This is a genomic window from Sporosarcina sp. ZBG7A (assembly GCF_000813425.1).
GTDB lineage: Bacteria > Bacillota > Bacilli > Bacillales_A > Planococcaceae > Sporosarcina.
Window position 1 is genome coordinate 36260 of sequence record NZ_JWIB01000032.1, and the last position, 19443, is coordinate 55702.

Below are 19443 nucleotides of genomic sequence, written 5' to 3' on the forward strand. Positions count from 1 at the left end.
TTATGAGCCCTCTTTTCTTTGTATGAAAACCTTTATACTTTCAATTTCACGAGCAAATATAAAAAGTAAGGAATTCCGATAATGGAAACAACAATCCCAACGGATAATTCAGAAGGAGCAAACACTGTTTTTGCAATGTAATCCGAAATAATAAGTAAGAACATTCCAATGACTGCACTCATCGGCAACACATATTTGTGCTGTATGCCTACGAGTTGCTTTGCAATGTGAGGAGCCATTAAGCCAATGAACCCGATGCCACCTGAAACGGAAACACAAGCACTTACTAGGCCGATACTGCTTAACAATAGAATCGATTTTTCCTTTTCTACTTTAATACCTAGGCTTTTGGCGGTTGACTCTTCTAATTGGAAGTAATCCAATAACGGACTTTTTTTATAAATGATAGCCCCTAAAATGACGATCCATGGCAACATCGAAGCGACAAATGTCCAATTGGCATTGTAAATACTTCCTGAAATCCAAACAGCAGCCATTTCATAGTCTTGTGCATTCATCTTAAGTGAAATATAAAGCGACAACGCACCAAACCCACTGCTAATTGCGATTCCGGACAGAATCAGTCGTTGCATATCCAGTACACCGTTGCGCCAGGAGAACAAATAGATCAGTGTTGCAGCGAGCGCGCCTCCTACAAATCCGAAAATCGGCATCATTAGGATGGAAGAGAAACTGGATTGTGTAGAAGTAATGGATGACAGCTGGAAAAAATACATAAAGATCACGATAGAAGCACCCGCTCCGGCATTGATGCCCAATATACCGGGATCTGCCAAGCCATTTTTGGTAACCCCTTGAATCACAGTTCCAGCAATCCCTAGACCAATTCCCACCAATCCTGCAATGACAATACGCGGTAAGCGAAATTGAAAAATAACTAAGTCATACTTCTCGTTCGGATTTATGCGTAAAATTGTCTTGCAAACATCCCAAACAGACATGTCAAAAATGCCGTTTGTAACATGGAGATAGAAAGCCACGAAGGTGAGCACGATAAAGATAGACATCATGAGAGTAAAACGGGAGAAGGCCTTTTTAGTCACGCTGTTCTCCTCCTCTTGTACGTATTAAGTAAAGGAAGACTGGAACGCCGATAATGGCGGTGACGACACCGACTGGCGTTTCAAAAGGAAAGTTAATATACCGGCTGATTACGTCACTCAATGCTAAAAATACAGCCCCAATAACGGCCGCACAGGGAATGACATAGCGATAATCCACACCAACAATGAATCTTGTCATATGTGGGATGATCAAGCCAATAAATCCAATTTTCCCGACCAATGCAACAGCTGTACCCGTCAATATCACAACAGACAGCATGCTAATTAATTTCACCCATTTAGTTCGTTGTCCTAAATTGACAGCAATTTCTTCACCAAGAGAGGCAATTGTTACTGACTTAGCCACACTAATTGCCAATAGTAGCCCTAACACACCAAAAGGAATGGCCATCATGAGCATGCTCGGATCCACTTTATGTATTTTGGAGTTATACCAGAAACTGATACTCTGGGAGACTTGAAAACGCATAGCAATCGCTGCAGCTACACTACTTAAAAAAGAACCAATAACTGTACCGATAATTGCCAATCGAACTGGCGACAAACCATCTCGGATCAGCATGCCAAAACCAAATACAATACCAGCTCCAATGGCCGAACCAAGCATGGATAAGAAAATCATTTGGTAGTTTGATAAGCCGGGGAAAAATACGATTGCGATAGTTATAGCAAATGTCGATCCGTCATTTACACCCATGAGGGATGGAGAGGCGAGATAGTTCCGGGTAATCCCTTGCATGATTGCACCCGAAACCGCCAAAAATGCTCCTACAAACAAAGCAGCGATTACGCGTGGTAATCGCGATGTCATGATAATGTTGTGGTCTACATTATCCGCATCAAATTGCGTAATCGCTTGCCATATCGTGAGTGTAGTTATATCTTTTACGCCATATAAAACGGATAAGACAATGGCTAGTACTATGAATAGTGGAGAAACGGATAAAATACTAATCGCTATCCAATTTGTCTTTTTCATTTTATTTGATCACACCTTACTCACTTACTAGATTTTCAATAGCAGCATCTAAGAATCTAACTTTAGACCATGCTGTTCCACCTTGAGCGAGCGGAGCGATTGTATTCACAAATACGTGGTCTTCTTTGGCAGCCGTAATGCTCTTAAAGATAGGATTCGCGAGTAAATCATCCTTTGCAGTTAAGTTATCTGCATTCTCACTATCATCAAACTGTAAGAAGATGTAGTCTGGATTGATATCTGCCAACGTTTCAAGTGCTAACTCTCCTTGGCCTTTTGTGTTAGTTACAATTTCAGGTACTTCCAATCCTAAGTCTTTATAGACTACCGAGTTTAAGTACACATCTTCGGAATATACAGCCATACTTCCCTGACGGATACGTAGTACTAAAACAGTTTTGTCTTTCAACGAATCTCCTATTTTATCTTTTGCTTCTGCAGCTTTAGCATTGTAATCGCCGATAATTTCGTCCGCTTTGGATTCCTTACCTGTGAGTTTTCCTAACAGCTGTAAGTTTTCTTCCCAGTTCTCAGACAAGTGAGAGTAAGGAATCATCGTTTGAATTTTATTCATAGCTGCAACTACATCTTCACCATGTTTTGATGAGCCTAGAATGACATCGGGATCGAGAGCTAAGATAGCTTCGTTATTTGGCGCGAATTTATCACCAACGAGTGAAGCTCCTTCAAGGTCCCTTGCCAAGTATTCAGGGATTGCGTCACCTATTGCTAATACACCAACCGGTTTCACGCCGAGAATCGTTGCGTCTTCCATTGACTCCAGACTTGCTGCAACAATGTTATCCACTTTTGCGGGTAATACATAGTCTTCACCCAAATACGTTATCGTTTGTTCTGTCGCGTTCTCATCAGCTGCATCTTCTTTATCAGTATCACTTGCATCAGTGCTCACTTCTTCAGCATTTGCTTTTTCTTTATCGCCTGCAGCCTCATTATCATCTTTTTCTGAGCAAGCACTTAAACTCAATGCTAACAGTGCACTCACTGCCATTAGCCAATATTTTTTGTTCATCTAACATTCTCTCCTTACGTATGTTATTCAACTAGGCCTAGTCAATTGATAACGATTATCATTATCATTAATAATATAGCAGAGGCAGTTTACAGTTACAAGCTAAATTTTCAAACAATATTCGGCATGAATATTGTTTTAGCAAGATAAATTAAAAACCTTCAGTTTGAGGGTTTGATCTCAACTAAAGGTTTTCTGAATTTCATTTCCCAGTTTTCTTTATTTTTCTTCACTTACCCTACTTCATTGTTTGATGCTACTTTTACTCTTATCATCCAGCAAGACTGGAATGATTCCTATAATTGCATATTGCGATGAATGCAAAAAAGCACTGCTAAGTAGCAATGCTCTTTTGTACAAATGCTTAAAGATGAGGGGGGTGCTTTAATTAACTTCATTGAGCATGGAACCAATATCGGATGCTCCTGTAGGATAAGCAAAAATCGTCTTCTTCATTTCTTCGAACGTCAGCTTAAGACGAATGGCTGTAGAGAAATGATTAATGAGATCATCAGCATTGTCGCCTAAAAAATGCGCACCCAGAACGGTTCCTCTCTCAGCATTCGTAATGAGTTTGAATGCAGCGGCTTGTTCGTTCGTCCGTTTAAACGTAAACCAATCTGTTATTTCCTGGTACGTCACTTTGGTTTTTTGGTTAGATTTTTTAGCTTCCTCTTCTGTCATACCGACCGAACCGATTTTCGGGACAGTGAACGCAACAGACGGCACAACTGGATAGACAATTGGCGTGTGGTTGCCATGGAGTAAGTTTTGGATGACTGCAGCTGAGTCCTTTGAAGAAATGGGAGTAAGCGGCGGTGCTGATGTCTCAGCAGCGTCCCCGGCAGCGTATACATTAGGGTTGCTCACACTTTGCAGGTATTCATTGACCTGAACGCCACCCTTATCACCAAGATTAACATGTCCTTTTTCAGGATCGATATCGAGTGCAGGTGCACGCCCCAAACCATGGACAACTAAATCTCCTGTAAATGTTTGCTTTTCACCGTCTTTTTCAGCCGTTACTGTAAACGTTTTTCCGTTCTTTTCTACAGACTTAACGCGCGTATTTAGGTGGATTTTAATGCCGACCTGTTCAGAACGTTTTACAAGAAGATCGACTAAATCTGGATCAAATTGTTCAAGAGGTCGTTCTCCACCATGGATGACTTCAACTTCCGCACCGACACGTGCAGCGAGATGCGCAAATTCCATTGAAATGTAGCCTCCACCTGCAAAGATGATTTTCTTCGGCAATTCTTCAAGGTCGAGGAAGTCATCGCTGTGAATCATTAAGTCCTCACCATCTAGTCCTAATTTCACTGGCTGTGCACCTGTTGCAATGACGATTTTCTTCCCAGTAATCACATCATCTCCTACTCGGATTTGCGTATCGGATTCAAACTTCGCCTCTCCATGATAACCATCAATCCCGAGCTCCTTAAATTTTTTTTCGGTGTTTTCAGGAATCGGCTCCGTGAACGTTTTCTTAAACGCCATCAAGTCTTCCCAATCGATACGTGCATCTCCCGAGAGTCCTTTTCCTGCCATTCTCTCCTTCCAATCCATCCATTCCGCTGCGCCTACCAACACTTTTTTCGGGTCACATCCACGTTGGGGACATGTACCACCATATGTACGTCTATCAATAATGGCAACAGTCCAACCAGCTTTTTTACAAGCTTGAGCAGTACTAGAACCTGCTGTTCCTGTACCGATTACAATCAAATCATAGTTTTTCTTCAAACTGGGTTTCCTCCTTTTCCTTGCATGCGTAAACAAAGGCTGTCCAGGCTACTTAGCCATCATATATTGAGGGCTGATATCCACCTTCAACCAAAAGTTAACGTTACACAAGTGAGTGATACTACTTAATTTACCCAGGTTTAAGTGTTCTAATCTTATTTAATTATTAGTCTATGAAAGATGATTGACGCAATAAAAGCTGATTCCACCTAAATGGCAGAACCAGCTTTTATAAACCATTCAATTCGATGGCTGTACACCTCTTATTGTGTTTTCTTCAAGAAGAGAGACAGCACAACATTAATGACAGCCAGTACTAAACTGAACGTAAATACCATAGAAGTACCCGCCGCTGTAGCTGCCATCATGGTTGCTCCCTCCGCTAAAGCTACTCCTTGTTTAGCAGTTAGGATTGAAATCATAATAGCAATTCCGACAGCTCCCGATACTTGCTGCGATGTCTGGGTAACAGCAATACCATCTGGATAGAGCCTTTTCGGCAATGCATTCAGCGTATTCGTCTGAACGGCTCCAATGGTCATCCCTACGCCAAGCATCATCACTATATGTGTAACAACCATCATCCACAAAGCGGTTTCTGTTCCATACTGTGTATAGAGGGCATATCCCACCACAACAAGCAGGGTTCCTGGTGTAATGATCGCCCGCGGACCAAACCGATCAAATAAGCGTCCAATCGGAGGAGCAAGAATACAATTCAGCAGGCTGCCTGGAAGCAAAACCAGTCCAGTTGCAAAGGCTGAAACGATGAGCGCTACTTGCATGTACATCGGTAAAACAACGAGCATGGAAAGCATACTGAAGAATGTAATGCTGTTCATTGTGAATCCCAACACAAATTGCGGATGTTTGAAAACGTGTAAGTTAAGCATAGGTGACTCAAGCTTCGTCTGTCGGACAACGAATAAGAAGAGCGCAATGAGTCCGAGGACGATTGTTCCAATTACCGGCATACTTCCCCATCCGTAATCACCACTACTACTAAATCCGTACACTAGCCCCCCGAAACCAAGCGTAGACAGTATGACAGATAGACTGTCGATTCGGGTGTTCCGTACTTCATTTAAGTTCGGGATGAAGATGTACCCGAATAGTAAAGAGAATACTAAGAAGGGTAACGTAACCCCAAAAATCCAATGCCATGAGAGAGTGTCCAGAATCAGCCCTGCAACGGTCGGTCCGAGTGTGGGTCCAGCAAGAATTACAAGACCCATTATTCCCATGGCGCCCCCTCGTTCGTTCGGTGCATAAATCGTAAAAATCACATTTTGCGTTAACGGTAACACGATCGCAAGTCCCGCCGCCTGAATGACACGTGCGATGATCAGCACACTAAAGACAGGCGCCATTGCCGCAGTAATGGTACCTATAATCGACAAAGTCAGAGATGCGATGAACAACTGACGTGTCGTAAACTTTTGCATCAGATTCCCTGTAATCGGAACAAGAATTCCGAGCGTTAAGAAATAACCTGTAGCAAGCCATTGTATTGCGGTTGTACTAACTTGAAAAATGTGGCTGAGTTCGCCTAGCGCAATGTTTAAGGCAGTCTCACTGAACAACCCAACAAAACCCGCCGTGAACAATGCCAACATGATATATCCTCTTTTAATTTCTCGTTCCTTCATCATACTTTTTAAAACTCCTTCATCAATTCAGGTAAGACGTTCGATATCGTTTGTAAAGGGATAGAAGAATTTTGTGCACGACACAAGAGTAGCCCGCCTTCTATGGATGCCGTTAAGAACAAAGATATTGAGGACGCCCGATCACTTGTAAAACCGTCTTCGACTAATTTCGCATAGAAAATAGACTGGATTTTTTCATATAGCGCTCTGCAAGCATCACGAGCGGGTTCACTAAGAAGAGACATCTCACTAACGATGCTACTAAACGTATAGCCGGCAATCGTTCCGTCTCGATCCAAATCCTTTATCATCTCACCAATAACTGCACGGACTGCAGCTTCTGTAGAAGTAGCTCTGTTAAATAGCGATTCAATATCCATAGTTAGCGTCTCGTTAAGCGATTGCAAACACGCGATGAGTAACTCTTCCTTACCTCCCGGAAAATGGTGATAAAGTGCTCCCTTTGTTATCCCGCATGCTTGCAGCAGTTCGTTCAGCCCTACAGCTTTGTAGCCTCTCTGCTGAAAAAGCTTTGTCGCCGTTTCAATCATCCGTGTTTTCGTGTCCATATTCCTCTTCCTTCCTCCAGCATACCAACCGGTCTGTTTTACTATAGCAGAACTTTCACAGATGGTGTAAGTGTTTTTTTAAAAAAGAAGAAAACCTAAAAAGCTCTAAGCAAGATGCTCAGAGCTTCACTAAATTTTTTTCATTTTTCGGACCTAACATTGTTATCTAAGTGTTTTTAATGCTCCGCTCCAAGCATTGACTTGGTCAAGCATCAAATTCACATTATCCAAATGTAAATCTTGTGGCTTCAATACCGATCCGTTTTCAAAATCAGTAAAGAGCGAGAGCGTTGGATGAGTACGCACATCTGCAATCATTAGTTCTCCCATGATACCTCTTAAATGTTCTGCTGCTCGAGCCCCACCTGTTGAACCATAACTTACAATCCCAGCAGCTTTGTTATTCCATGCTTCGCGTGCAAGATCCAATGCATTTTTCAACGCTCCTGAAATACTATGATTGTATTCTGCGACAACGAATACAAAACCATCCAAGCTAGCAAGTTTGTCATTCCAAGCTGTAATTCCCGGCTCAGTTCCATCAGTTGTTCCCATGAACGGCAACTGGAATTCTGCGATATCGATAATTTCATAATTGGCATCTCCACGTTTGTCTGCAATTCCTTTTACCCATTCCCCTACTTGTGGGCTAACCCGACCTTCACGTGTACTCCCTAAAATAATTCCGATATTCATTGTATTCATTTTAACTTCCTCCTTGGATTGTTTATTAAATATTTTTGTGAAAATACTCATTTAATTGACACCAACCTATTCTTTCTTTTGTAAAGCGACCTACTTATACTTCTAGAAGGATTCGATTTCCTGAAGGATCGGATGTGATATAGTGATGGCCTTCTTCTATAACACTTCCGCCAATCCGCTTAATATCTTCAATGACTTGTATACGCGTAGCTCCATCAGGCAATACGAGTGTAAAAGATTGTAGACCTACACTGTTTTGAGTCGGTCGCGGTGCTCCTTGCCCATTCCAAATGTTGACTCCTATATGGTGGTGGTATTTTCCTGAAGAGAGGAACAATGCCTGCTTACCGAAACGGTTGACGACATCAAGTCCCAAGCCCTTCACATAGAACTCTTCTGTTTTCACCAATTCAGAAACATGTAAATGGATGTGTCCCATTACCGTTCCCTCCGGCATTCCTCGCCATGCCGAGTCAGAGCTCGATATTGCCAGCAAGTTTTCAAAATCAAGAGGATCTACGGTCATCGCTACTTCTTCCTCTTGCCAAACCCACTCAGAAGGAGAACGGTCAATATAGATTTCAATTCCATTTCCATCTAAGTCATTAAGATACAGCGCTTCACTGACAAGGTGATCGGAAGATGCTAATGGAATACCTTGTTTGGATAAATGAATCACGAGATTCGCCAAATCTGCTCTCTCCGGTAATAAAATCGCAAAATGATACAACCCCGTAGTTTTACCCTGCTTGGGTACAACATTGTCCGGTTGCTCCAATGACAAAATGCTAGTCTTCCCATCCGCAGTAAGCTTTACGGACGAAGGAGTTTGCTCTAGGATACCGAAACCAAGAATGTCTTGGTAGAAGGATTTCGCCCGCTCCAAGTTTTCCACTTTAATTTGGACATGACCAACAAATGTTGTAGGTTTCGTATGGAAACTCATCATTCCCCTCCTCTCTTTCTCGAATAAGAAGCATTTGATTGTCATTACAATCGATGCAACATTACTTTTTTATAAGTTGATTACCTTATGTAACCAACTATACATAAGGAATCAAATATCGTCAAGTACTTTAATTTCACTTTGTAATTTCTGTGTTTTCTATGGTATACTATATGGAAAGAGGTGTATATCCCATGAAACAATCCACGATTTGTCCAAAATTCGAAAAAGCCATCTCACTCCTTAGTCAAAGATGGACGGGTTTGGTAATCTACCAACTTCTAACAGGGACTCAACGGTTTAGCGAGATTCAGTCAGCTGTTGGAATTAGCGGCAAAGTCTTGTCAGATCGTTTGAAGGATCTGGAAAGCCAAGGTGTTGTTAAACGGGAAGTATTCCCTGAAACTCCTGTGATCATTGAATATTCCTTAACCGAAAAAGGTCACTCCTTGGAACCTGTGCTAAAAGAAATCGAAAACTGGTCGCACATCTGGGTATCTTCAGAAGATGACGGGTCCTGCGAAATTGACTAAAACTGACAAAGAGAGCTTGCTACATAGCAAGCTCTCTTTTTTATGGAAAGATCACTTTACACTTTATTGCTCAATTTATTCATTTTACCTCTACTCCTCTTCCCCCCATATGTCCTTCTGTCCAAGAAGACATCATTTAGTATTCGGCCCTATGCAGCTTGTGGCAAAAAAGAGAACTAAGATTGCATTCGATAGTAGCAATCCCAGTTCTCCTATGTTTTATAAAATTTATTTTTTTAAAGTCGTGTTCCTTCTTAATTCGTTCCTTTAAAAATTATTCTATTCCGGTGTTGCTTTAGAAAAATGTTTTTTAAAAAACACCACATAAACCATATTTCTCTTATAAATAGAAAGTAACCTTATCGACAAAAAGATTGATCAACATGAATTCATATCCCGCCTATTATAGATTTGGTTTGATAAGAAAGTTTGATGACTTCCCATCTTTAAGTTCCAACACACGTCCCCGATCAACGAAAGAACGTGGCATATATTATAAAGCCAATTATTAATAAAAGAATCATCAGTCCAGTGCCTTTCCAACCTAAGCCACCTACTAAATCAGAAAGTACGCTCCCGTGAACACTGCTAGCTGGATGCTTTAATTCCTTCTGCCTTAATCTTTCACGTCTTTCTTCAGGAGTTTCGTTATCTCTACTCATTTCATCACTCCTTAAATTTTCTTTAAGGTGCTTCAAATTGGCCCGATCGAGGCACAACTATTGCTTGCAAAAAAAGCACCTCATAGAGATGCTTTTTAACTGATTGTACTAAGATATAAGTCAAGAGGGTCTTCTACTTCATGTTCTACTAGCGCTATAAAGTCACTATAATTTTCTGTTGTATGTGCTTTGTCGAGCGCTTCATAACAGGACAATCGATTTTCTACCTTTATAGTTACTGGAGGAAATCCATCTTTCATTACTTTCTTACCCTTAACTTAGCCAATAATTCAAATGATTGCTGATCCTTGTTAAAGAATTTAGCTCGATTGAAGGGTGACACGTATGCAATTATTGCCCCCGATTGCTTGATTTGTAATTTAAGTACCAGCTAAACCTAAAATTAATTTAATCGCTTTTCGTGTTTTTTTACTCCATTTAAATCCCTCTCTTGAGTCTGTAATCAAAACCGTTTTACCGATCCAGATCCTCAAGTAGAGGGAATGATATTTTATTGGTCCAACTATTCCTTTTTCCTCATATTCTGTTCCATCTGCTAACTCTGTTTCAGTCCTAACCAACTACGTATTACCTATCCCGAATTCAACAAACTTCAAAGAATCAACTCTCTTCATCTTCTCTTCAAAATGGCACGAATGTAGCCCCGCCCCTATTCATTAAATGCATCTATTTGCTTAACAATGTCAATTCATGAGTTATAGCCAAATGAGATTATAAATATCATTGAAATCAAAGATGCAACGATAAAAATTGTAGAAATTAAAATTATAATTACGGTTAAACTTTTAGGTATGTTAGTACGATTTTTCCAAGTAGCTATCAACAGGAAAACACTCAGTAAAATTAGAATAAGAAAAAATGATAAGAAAGCAGAACGCTCTTTAATCATAACCCACAAATCCATTTCCTCTGCTCCTTTCCGATTGCGATATAGACGAAATCGCTTATAAAGGAATAGTCCCCGTTTCTGGAGTCTAAGTACATATGATTGCTCACCAATAAAAAGGATTTAAAGCCGCTTTATGTTATTGGGTGAACGCCGCTGTTAGAAGAGAACATTAGAAAATTACATCTGCCGTCTTCATTCATTCTGGGCATTCGTTTCCTTAACAATTTGCTTTAAGTATCCTTCTGGAATGGGTTCAGTCATTAAGATATTCTTCCAAAATGATTGATTCTCTATCGTCGTAATTTCAAGTAACAGACTATTTTTTGAGCTAAGTTTGTATGGTTCATGTATAAAAATGTCAACTGTATCACCTTGGGCAAGTGTAAGGGGGAAAACCACTTCATCACCATCTTGCTTGAAGGAAATCGTTGCTACACTATCATAATGACCAATTAAATTAATCGTTACATCTTTCGGTGATGTATACGTATAGCGGAGTGTTTCCTCATCCTTAGTGACAACAGGAGTCTCGTCGTCTAGGATGAGAACGAGTATTGTTTCAATCGGAGGATAGTCTTCAAATGAAATTTGAATAGATAATGTACGTCCCTCTTGGGAAAGAAAATAAACAAGTTGATCATCTGTTAATTCAACTATATCTTCTCGCAGCTCATAGCCATTTTGTGCTGCTAATACTTGTGTAGAATTAGTCTTTCCGTCCCAATTGCCATCCGTACGTGGTGGATAGAAACCTATTGTGTCATGTGCAATTTCCATTAGATATGTATCATCATCGTGATCTACTATATAAGAAACTGCTAATGTTTTAGTTACTTCGTTAAATTGAGTGGACATAATAATAGGTTTTTCTAAACTTTCTTTTGGCCAAGTAAGGTATACACCCACAGCAATTATGGCTAATAAAATGATTATCCATTTCTTCATCTTCTTCATCTTCTTCATCTGTTTTAATTCCCCCCTATCGTTTTAGAAACACAAGTGTTTTTCTCTACAATTTCCATTCACTTTAACAGAAACATTTAATTATCTTCCCAAGCATTGTTAAACAATTTGGCCCTATTATGGCACAGCCCTTATGCATGAAACGCCCCGTTTGCAGAAATGAAAAAGACATAATCATTTATTTTCATTATAAATTCCCCGCCTTAAATCAAAGAAACCAATTGTTCCACAGACTAAAACACCCAATCCTAAAACATCTGTAAGAATCCAGTTATTACACAGCCAGTGATTAAAACAATTAAACAAGTGAACGCAATAACTAAAGCTCCGTATTGCCCTCTCCATTTATCTAATTTTGAGGATTGTTCATTTTCTAAAACAACCAACTCCAATCCTAAAGACATTTCTCAAACAAAATGGCCCGATTGTGATATTGCTTCTTTTACTTCCCTAGATTTCTCCACCGAATATAGCAAAAAGGAATACAACATATAAAACAACCTGTTATTGATTTAAAAAGTCATTTGCTTACGACTTTTAGGAATAGCTCCGAATTTAGCAATTAAAAGAACCACTAAGAATACAAAGCAACTAAAACCAGTGTTATTACTTGTTAGTATATTTGACTGGATAATACGCATCGCAACTAAAACGTTTAACAAATAAGAAATTAGAACCCCCCCAAATGACAAACACGTTATATAATTGCCGATTAACGTCCTTCTGTAATTTGATACCGCTGTTTTATTAGCTTTTCGGATAGTCAAGGTATCTTGAATTTGTCTAACAAAACCATATGTGAAGCCCGTAATTAAAAATACAACTACTACATAACCAATTATTTCATCTAGCATTAATTCACCCTCTCCACTTTGAGTTTACACCAGATACTTTTATGAGAATTTTTATTCTGGTATAAAATAGTCTAATGCTCAAAGAAGGCAAATTTCTTCTTCATGAATTGCCCCCAATTAAGGAATTAATCTTGAGCGTAATGTCTTTTAATTCTTCTATAAAAAAATATATACACCAAAGAAACTACTATGCCGATAATTCCTAATATGTTCACCGCCGTTGTGGAATAAGAACTAACCATAATAATCGCGATAAACAATAGTACTAAGAGAACTTGGGTAGCTCTAAATAACTTTATCATTACCTCTCCCCCTCTTGTATGCATGCTTTATAATAACTACACTCCGTTGCTTGGAGCGGAAGACGGACGACTCCGAAGGGATCAGCGTGCGCCTTGAGACCCCGCAGGGAGCGTTTTTTACGACCGAGGAGGCTCAAGCCACGCCCCTCGGAAAGCGTTCCGTCTGGAGCGCAAAGCAACAACTTGTATGCTAGATAGTGGCCAGATTGCTGAACTTTGTAACTCTTGAGTTCTACATATTAATTAAATCGCATTAAACCATTTATAAATCATCTAACCTTATTCGAATTGATCACTCTTTATTTTGAGTCCACAAACTCTCTTTCATAGCCGCGTCAAGACAATTAGTTCTTAAAAAACTCATTAAAATGCTCTGGGTTTAAATTCTCCAATTCCAATTCCAGCTCATACCACTTCGTCGTTGCCTCATCCATCTGTCCAATTAACAATGGGATATTTTCTTTTTGAATTTGCTCCTTCACTCTCTGAGACTGTTCTAAATTATAGGTTGAAAGATCTGTTCGTTTAAAAGAAACCTGATCTCCATTCGATTGCTTAAATTCAAACCTCCAAGCAAATATCGGTTCCCTTGAATATTTGTTAGCGACTCTTTTCAGAACATATGGAGTAATCTCCACGCTATCCACCGATGCCCAATCTACGGCCTGTTGCTTCCCCCACCAAGTGGACACAACAATTCCCTCTTCCTCATGGATTGCCTGATAATCATTCCAAGTGATAAACAGAAATGCAACAGTGAGGACAAACAGGCTTAGGATGAATCCCGTCAACGGTTTTCTTCCGTGGGTCCAACCAAACAGGATTTTAGGCATAATCGAAAGAACCAATACAATTAGTAAAAGAGTTCCGATTAAACCGATAGCGGAAGAAGAAGTTGGTTGAAACCATAGAAATCCTTCACGTGCAAAGGTTTCGTTTTTCAGCTTGGAGTAGTTATTGAACACAAGGAAAATCGAAGGTATCAAAAATGTGACTTGCACAAAAATCGCAGTGAATTTCACCAAAATCTGTTTAGTTAAGGAATGACCGATTCGAAGCCATTGCCAAACATTGCCCAACCATGAAAAGTGGAAACGCGAGCAAGATGAACAGGAATAAGTAGAAAATCCCCTCCGTGAAAAGGAGACCTGTACAAGTAATTCCAAATATTAATCCGGAAGCTATGAGCAAAATCCCTATCCCTTTTTTCAACAACGTCCTCACCCCTTTTCTTACTTCTCTTACGGATTATCTCTTTCGAAAGTTTCAAATTTCTCCTGGGTATCAGTTTTTCATCCAACAAAAAAGAGTGCCTTCACGGCACCCTTTTGACATCCGATTATACTATTTTTTTCACCTTCACCCGATACGACAAACACTCATGTAACGGTACCCGATCATGATACCGCCATTCTTCAAAATCCATCGCCCCTCCCGGAAAAATGCCGACGATTCTCAAACTGGCCTGTTCACACAGTTCACTAATTTCCTCTAGAGAATAACAGCGTAGGGACTGCGTTACTTTTTCCTCGGGATGATCGGTATGCCACCAACTGTCGACCATGCGATGTGCTTCTTCATCATAAAGATAAACACGACGTGCTGCGTCCACCGTCATCTCCCTACCATCCACCTGCTGCCAGTACCTTGGCTGATAGATGTCGATCAAAGCACAGCCGTCCTCCTTCATCCACTTTCGAATCCGATTCAAGAGTCGAAGCTGGTCCTCGTCTGAACCAATTCCAAAACCATCAAAGTAGCTCACAACATCAAAAACTTCAGGCAGTTCAAACGTATAGAAATCTCCGCAATGACTTGTCAGCAGTCCATTGGAACGCTCTTTTGCAAATTCAACCAAATCGGGGACAAGCTCAAGGGTTGTCATCTCGATTCCTTGTTCTGCCAAAGCTTTTGCCATATCTCCTCTACCCGCTCCAATATCGAGCATCTCGCGAAATGGCTTCCCAACTTGCTCTTTCACTTCCTGTGCTAATTCGTTAATAGCATCTTCCATATCCAATTCCTGATTCATCCACTCAAATTGCTTTCGATAAAAGGGCTCAACCCATGATTGTGTCATTTAGATTCCTCCTGTATTTTTTTCGTTTACAGAGAAGAATTCAAGTACAATAGTGTCATGGTCAACCCTCCTTTTACTAGTTAAGGATGATTATACAGTATTTTCTGATTAAATTCTATATCGTTCTGATGTCCATAGAAATCATACTAACGGCGTCTTCAAATAAAACAATCCGCCATTAATAATTTCAATTCGGATAGTTGTTTCATACTGTTCCTCAATCGCTTTTTTCTCCATTGCATAACTTTCAGGCACATCCTCTACTCCCGTGTAAAAGTAATCCAGTACTCGTAAATCTCTGACTTGGCGTTGCTTCGCTTCATCCACCCAAGTATGATCATCCTGATTCACAACGTTTTCCATCACCTCTTCAAGGCGATTTAAGGCGCGCATTGGCGGTATATTATAAGGTAAATAGTACGTATTCGCGGATACCGATGGCGCTAAATCTAGTTTGCGGACAGACTCTTGAAACCCATCAATGACTGCACCATTCATTAAATTCATCCCTAACGAATAGAGCATTTCTTTAGTCCGGTCACTGGAATACGTGATTTTATAATTCACTCCGAGCCATGGCGTTAGCGTGACTTGGGTCGCCTGATTTTGACCAGGTTTCTCATACATTTGAACAAAGGCTCCTTGTTCTTTCGTCACTTGAAACAGCTGATGAAGTCTTGGTGAGCCAAAGTGGATTCGCTCTCCTGCCAACGAGGCTGAGAACTGACTCGGATTTGTGATCAATGTAAGCTTAGCCGGATTCGGTTCTACACCCCCACTTTCAACATAACTCCAGTAATACGGGCGATTCATAATGCGTTTATCCATGTCGATCGTTAACTGAACCGTCATATGATCATAGCTTTCGTCAAGTACCCTACATTTGTTTTCATGGAAAAACCGCTGGATGTACTGATGAATTTCTTGCTGGCGCATAGATAACCTCCATTCACAAAACTACTCAAGAGATAGACCTCTTGCCATCTGTTAAGATATGATCCAATTCCCCGACAACTTTTTCAAACACACCAATCTTCCGTTCCAGCAATTCCACCATTTTGTCTTCTACTGACTGTTGGATTGCTAAGTTATAAATGTGTACATCCTCTGTTTGTCCAAGTCTGTGAACACGGCCAATCCGCTGCTCCAGCTTCATAGGATTCCATGGTAAGTCATAGTTAATAACATGATGACAAAACTGTAGGTTAATCCCTTCACTTCCCGATTCGGTTGCGATCAGCACTTGTGCATTGTTTTGGAATAACTGTTTCATCCACTCTCGTTTGTTTTTGCTGAACTTCCCATTGAACAGAACACTCGTAATGCCTTTCGCATGTAAAACCGCTTGTAAATAGGCTTGCGTTGCACGATATTCTGTGAAAATGATCACTTTATCATCAGCTTTTTGAATGAGCTCCAGAGCTTTTTTCGACTTAGAATGGATGTCTAGTTCCGTCAGCTTCAACAATATCTCTTCTATCTGGAATCGAACTTCTGGTTGGACCGTTGTTTGATGTAATTTCTCTAATGTCAACACCGCAGCCAGCTGACTACTGCACATTTCCCGCTGAAGGGTGAGCAACGTAAACGAATCTGAAACTGGTAACTTCGAAATCATCGAATAGATAACTCGTTCTTGTTCCGTAAAGTCTAGCGGCATAATTTGTACAAGACGATTCGTCCATTCAATCCCTGTCTCGTGTCTAATGTTCCGTACCATTACTTGTTGGATCAATTCCTTCAAAAATTCATCTTCTTCTACATGATGCTTACTCGCAGAAAACACACTTTGGAAAGTTTCTAAATTTCCTAAGTGGCCTGGCTTCAGCAGAGAGATTAAGTTAAACAGTTCGAACACATCATTCTGAATCGGGGTTGCCGTTAGCAATAAGCAAAACTTTTTCTTCAATTGTTGAACAAACTCATAGTTTTTTGTTTTAGGATTCTTGAGTTTGTGGGCTTCATCGATAATGACCAAATCGTACTCTTGTTGATAGATCATCTCTTTATGGGGACTTCGCTTCGCCATGTCGATACTCGTCACAACAATTGGGCAGTGATCTAGATTGTATTTTTTATTGTAAGCAATCGCAGGAATATGGAACTTCTGATTCAACTCGGCAATCCATTGATTCGTTAAAGATGCCGGTGCTAGTATAAGAGCTTTTTTCACGAGACCACGTATGAGGTATTCTTTTAAAACGAGCCCTGCTTCAATCGTTTTTCCTAGTCCAACTTCATCTGCTAAAATGGCTTTCCCATTCATCCGCTCAATAACTGTCTCTGCAGCCTCCAATTGGTGTGCATACGGCGTGAGATTCGGTAAATGTTTTGGCGATTGGAGACCGTGAAATTCTGGAATCACTTTCGCTCTTTCCATGTCATAACACATTTGATAGAGCGTCCAATTATCCCATTCTTTGCGATTCTCGAGACGTTCTGTAAATCCTTCTTTCCATTCTGTTGACCGCTCAATTCGCATACGTATCCCCTCATTCAATAATGTCTTTTAAATTAGCATGCCCAAAGAATAGTATTTTTATGTATAGAGCAGTTGTCTATCCTAGTATAAAAAAGAAGAGCCTGACGATTGCTCATCTGACTCCTCACTTTATATTCTTAATAGGTGTTTCTTAATACGATATTTAATCGTCTATTCTAGATTTCAATCACAAATACCAGGATCATCGGTCTTCTTTTCGTTCTTTCAAACAGTAGCGTTTCTACAGATTTCTTGATTTGTTGTCTCATAACGGCCCCATCGCTGCCATTGATTGTCTTGAATCTGTCAACAGTCGTTTTGACCGATTCATTCACTTCTTCTATCAATTCTTGTGCATCTGGTTTGTAAACAAAACCTCTCGAAATTGTATCGGGTTCAGTTAGGAGCCTGCCCGTCTCTTTACTTACAGTAATCAGAATCACGAGCATTCCTTCTTCTGAAAGTAGTCTTCGATCGCGTAGCACGATATTTCCTACATCCCCAACTCCTAAACCATCGACAAAGACCCTACCAGCTCGGACTTTACGTGATTGACGTGCGGTTTGACCGTCAAAATCCACTACATCTCCATTGTTGACGATGAAGATGTTTTCTCGTTCCACCCCCACCGATTCAGCCAATTGTCTGTGTTTGTGAAGCATTCTGTACTCGCCATGGATGGGGATGAAGTATTTAGGCTTCATGAGTGTCAACATGAGCTTCAGCTCTTCCTGACGAGCATGCCCGGATACATGCATCCCTTCTTCAGAACCATAGATCACGTTAGCCTTCAGAAGGAATAACTGATCAATGATCCGTGATACGTTCTTTTCGTTACCTGGAATTGGAGACGATGCTAAGATGACCGTGTCTTCAGGAAGCACTTCTGTATGCCTTGAGTTCGAACTGGCTAAACGGGATAACGCAGCGAGCGGTTCCCCTTGGCTCCCCGTACAAAGAACAGCAACATGTTGAGGGTCCATTTTCTTGATTTCATAAGGCTCGATAATCATGCCTTCAGGGATCGTTAGATGGCCAAGCTCCGAAGCAACTTTCACGACATTCAACATACTCCTTCCTAATAACACTAACTTACGATTCGTTTTCTGCGCTGCATCGATCACTTGCTGAACACGGTGGACATTCGATGCAAATGTCGAGATGAAGACTTTTCTATGTGCATTTCGAAAAGCTTCTTCAATATGGGAACCGACAGCCATTTCAGAAGGATTAAAACCAGGACGTTCGGCATTCGTACTCTCTGAAAGCAGCACTAATACACTCTTATCCCCGATTCTCGCCATCTTATGGATGTCGGGTGGCTCGTTATTCACAGGAGTCAGGTCAAATTTAAAGTCACCTGTATGGACGACAACTCCTATTGGTGTATGGAATACCACACCTACACAATCAGGAATACTATGATTTGTTCTGAAAAACGTAATGTTCACACTGCCAAACGACAAATCGGAAGTATCGTCAATCAGATGCATTTCCGTAGATCGTAGCAGCCCATGTTCTTTCAATTTGATTTCTATCAGTCCTAGCGTCAGATCAGTTGCATACACAGGAAGATTCATCTGTTTCAAGAAGTAAGGAATTCCTCCAATATGATCTTCATGACCATGGGTAATAATTAATGCTCTAACATTGTCTTTGTTATCCTTTAAGTAAGAAATATCTTGGATGATCAAATCAATACCAAGTAAACTCTCGTCAGGAAATTTCGATCCACAATCAATGACGAAGATATCATCTTCATATTGCACAACATACATGTTTTTCCCGATTTCATTAATTCCACCTAAAGCAAAGATAGATAATCCCTTTTCAAATGTAGTCATCTTCCATCCGCTCCCTATACCAATTGAATATGGCTAGTATGCGCTTGTATGTCCAAATTTATGAATTCTTATATGCAGCTATTCTGGAGCTCAAAAATGCA

At 40.4% G+C, this 19443-nt stretch carries 19 protein-coding genes; 1 reads left to right on the plus strand and 18 read right to left on the minus strand.

Going from position 1 to position 19443, the window contains the following annotated elements:
- Positions 1–32: 32 nt before the first annotated feature.
- The 8 genes from RL70_RS11820 to RL70_RS11855 all read right to left on the minus strand — a co-directional run bounded on the left by RL70_RS11820 (position 33) and on the right by RL70_RS11855 (position 8712).
- Positions 33–1064 carry an iron ABC transporter permease gene (locus tag RL70_RS11820; protein ID WP_039043607.1) on the minus strand — a complete coding sequence of 344 codons (1032 nt, stop codon included), beginning with the start codon at positions 1062–1064 and terminating at the stop codon, positions 33–35.
- Positions 1057–2064, minus strand: a complete 1008-nt coding sequence (locus RL70_RS11825) for an iron ABC transporter permease (protein WP_039043608.1) — start codon at positions 2062–2064, stop codon at positions 1057–1059. The genes RL70_RS11820 and RL70_RS11825 overlap by 8 nt, the downstream gene beginning before the upstream one ends.
- 16 nt (positions 2065–2080) lie before the next feature.
- Complete coding sequence (locus RL70_RS11830; protein WP_039043609.1) at positions 2081–3097, minus strand: ABC transporter substrate-binding protein; 1017 nt, start codon at positions 3095–3097, stop codon at positions 2081–2083.
- 384 nt (positions 3098–3481) lie between these two features.
- Complete coding sequence (locus RL70_RS11835; protein ID WP_039043610.1) at positions 3482–4843, minus strand: NAD(P)/FAD-dependent oxidoreductase; 1362 nt, start codon at positions 4841–4843, stop codon at positions 3482–3484.
- 263 nt (positions 4844–5106) lie between these two features.
- Entirely contained in the window at positions 5107–6495 is a 1389-nt protein-coding gene (locus RL70_RS11840; RefSeq protein WP_039043611.1) for a DHA2 family efflux MFS transporter permease subunit, read from the minus strand.
- Positions 6496–6500: 5 nt separating this feature from the next.
- Positions 6501–7061 (minus strand): TetR/AcrR family transcriptional regulator, encoded by a 561-nt coding sequence (locus RL70_RS11845; protein WP_039043612.1) that lies wholly within the window; start codon positions 7059–7061, stop codon positions 6501–6503.
- A gap of 162 nt (positions 7062–7223) precedes the next feature.
- On the minus strand, positions 7224–7766 hold the full coding sequence (locus RL70_RS11850) for an NADPH-dependent FMN reductase (RefSeq protein ID WP_369795227.1): 543 nt from the start codon (positions 7764–7766) through the stop codon (positions 7224–7226).
- A gap of 94 nt (positions 7767–7860) precedes the next feature.
- Positions 7861–8712 carry a VOC family protein gene (locus RL70_RS11855; protein WP_039043614.1) on the minus strand — a complete coding sequence of 284 codons (852 nt, stop codon included), beginning with the start codon at positions 8710–8712 and terminating at the stop codon, positions 7861–7863.
- Positions 8713–8906: 194 nt separating this feature from the next.
- On the opposite strand from RL70_RS11855, the gene RL70_RS11860 reads away from it, so the two are divergent.
- Complete coding sequence (locus RL70_RS11860; protein WP_039043615.1) at positions 8907–9245, plus strand: helix-turn-helix domain-containing protein; 339 nt, start codon at positions 8907–8909, stop codon at positions 9243–9245.
- Positions 9246–9715: 470 nt separating this feature from the next.
- On the opposite strand, the gene RL70_RS11865 is transcribed toward RL70_RS11860, so the two are convergent.
- The 10 genes from RL70_RS11865 to RL70_RS11915 form a co-directional block, all read right to left on the minus strand.
- Entirely contained in the window at positions 9716–9907 is a 192-nt protein-coding gene (locus RL70_RS11865) for a DUF6366 family protein (RefSeq protein ID WP_039043616.1), read from the minus strand.
- Between the two features lie 380 nt (positions 9908–10287).
- Complete coding sequence (locus tag RL70_RS11870; protein WP_231567270.1) at positions 10288–10488, minus strand: DUF3977 family protein; 201 nt, start codon at positions 10486–10488, stop codon at positions 10288–10290.
- Between the two features lie 521 nt (positions 10489–11009).
- Positions 11010–11780 (minus strand): hypothetical protein, encoded by a 771-nt coding sequence (locus RL70_RS11880; RefSeq protein ID WP_039043618.1) that lies wholly within the window; start codon positions 11778–11780, stop codon positions 11010–11012.
- 512 nt (positions 11781–12292) lie between these two features.
- A complete protein-coding gene (locus RL70_RS11885; RefSeq protein ID WP_039043619.1) occupies positions 12293–12634 on the minus strand; it encodes a hypothetical protein in 342 nt (113 codons plus the stop codon).
- 646 nt (positions 12635–13280) lie between these two features.
- Positions 13281–13922: a hypothetical protein gene (locus RL70_RS11890; protein ID WP_156137970.1), complete on the minus strand. Its 642-nt coding sequence runs from the start codon at positions 13920–13922 to the stop codon at positions 13281–13283.
- Positions 13923–13968: 46 nt separating this feature from the next.
- Positions 13969–14148, minus strand: coding sequence for a hypothetical protein (locus RL70_RS11895; protein ID WP_197054117.1), 180 nt, complete (start codon positions 14146–14148; stop codon positions 13969–13971).
- A gap of 127 nt (positions 14149–14275) precedes the next feature.
- Entirely contained in the window at positions 14276–15016 is a 741-nt protein-coding gene (locus RL70_RS11900) for a class I SAM-dependent methyltransferase (RefSeq protein ID WP_039043622.1), read from the minus strand.
- Between the two features lie 141 nt (positions 15017–15157).
- Positions 15158–15952: a YqhG family protein gene (locus RL70_RS11905; protein ID WP_039043623.1), complete on the minus strand. Its 795-nt coding sequence runs from the start codon at positions 15950–15952 to the stop codon at positions 15158–15160.
- A 25-nt stretch (positions 15953–15977) separates the two neighbouring features.
- Positions 15978–17498, minus strand: a complete 1521-nt coding sequence (locus RL70_RS11910; RefSeq protein WP_156137972.1) for a DEAD/DEAH box helicase — start codon at positions 17496–17498, stop codon at positions 15978–15980.
- Positions 17499–17674: 176 nt separating this feature from the next.
- On the minus strand, positions 17675–19342 hold the full coding sequence (locus tag RL70_RS11915) for a ribonuclease J (RefSeq protein ID WP_039043624.1): 1668 nt from the start codon (positions 19340–19342) through the stop codon (positions 17675–17677).
- Positions 19343–19443: the final 101 nt, after the last annotated feature.

Excerpts from the sequence above, each read along its gene's own strand:
- RL70_RS11825 (WP_039043608.1), bottom strand. The coding sequence starts at position 2,064 with ATGAAAAAGACAAATTGGATAGCGATTAGTATTTTATCCGTTTCTCCA.
- RL70_RS11830 (WP_039043609.1), bottom strand. The coding sequence starts at position 3,097 with ATGAACAAAAAATATTGGCTAATGGCAGTGAGTGCACTGTTAGCATTG.
- RL70_RS11840 (WP_039043611.1), bottom strand. The coding sequence starts at position 6,495 with ATGATGAAGGAACGAGAAATTAAAAGAGGATATATCATGTTGGCATTG.
- RL70_RS11845 (WP_039043612.1), bottom strand. The coding sequence starts at position 7,061 with ATGGACACGAAAACACGGATGATTGAAACGGCGACAAAGCTTTTTCAG.
- RL70_RS11850 (WP_369795227.1), bottom strand. The coding sequence starts at position 7,766 with ATGAATACAATGAATATCGGAATTATTTTAGGGAGTACACGTGAAGGT.
- RL70_RS11855 (WP_039043614.1), bottom strand. The coding sequence starts at position 8,712 with ATGAGTTTCCATACGAAACCTACAACATTTGTTGGTCATGTCCAAATT.
- RL70_RS11860 (WP_039043615.1), top strand. The coding sequence starts at position 8,907 with ATGAAACAATCCACGATTTGTCCAAAATTCGAAAAAGCCATCTCACTC.
- RL70_RS11865 (WP_039043616.1), bottom strand. The coding sequence starts at position 9,907 with ATGAGTAGAGATAACGAAACTCCTGAAGAAAGACGTGAAAGATTAAGG.
- RL70_RS11880 (WP_039043618.1), bottom strand. The coding sequence starts at position 11,780 with ATGAAGAAGATGAAGAAGATGAAGAAATGGATAATCATTTTATTAGCC.
- RL70_RS11885 (WP_039043619.1), bottom strand. The coding sequence starts at position 12,634 with ATGCTAGATGAAATAATTGGTTATGTAGTAGTTGTATTTTTAATTACG.
- RL70_RS11900 (WP_039043622.1), bottom strand. The coding sequence starts at position 15,016 with ATGACACAATCATGGGTTGAGCCCTTTTATCGAAAGCAATTTGAGTGG.
- RL70_RS11905 (WP_039043623.1), bottom strand. The coding sequence starts at position 15,952 with ATGCGCCAGCAAGAAATTCATCAGTACATCCAGCGGTTTTTCCATGAA.
- RL70_RS11910 (WP_156137972.1), bottom strand. The coding sequence starts at position 17,498 with ATGCGAATTGAGCGGTCAACAGAATGGAAAGAAGGATTTACAGAACGT.
- RL70_RS11915 (WP_039043624.1), bottom strand. The coding sequence starts at position 19,342 with ATGACTACATTTGAAAAGGGATTATCTATCTTTGCTTTAGGTGGAATT.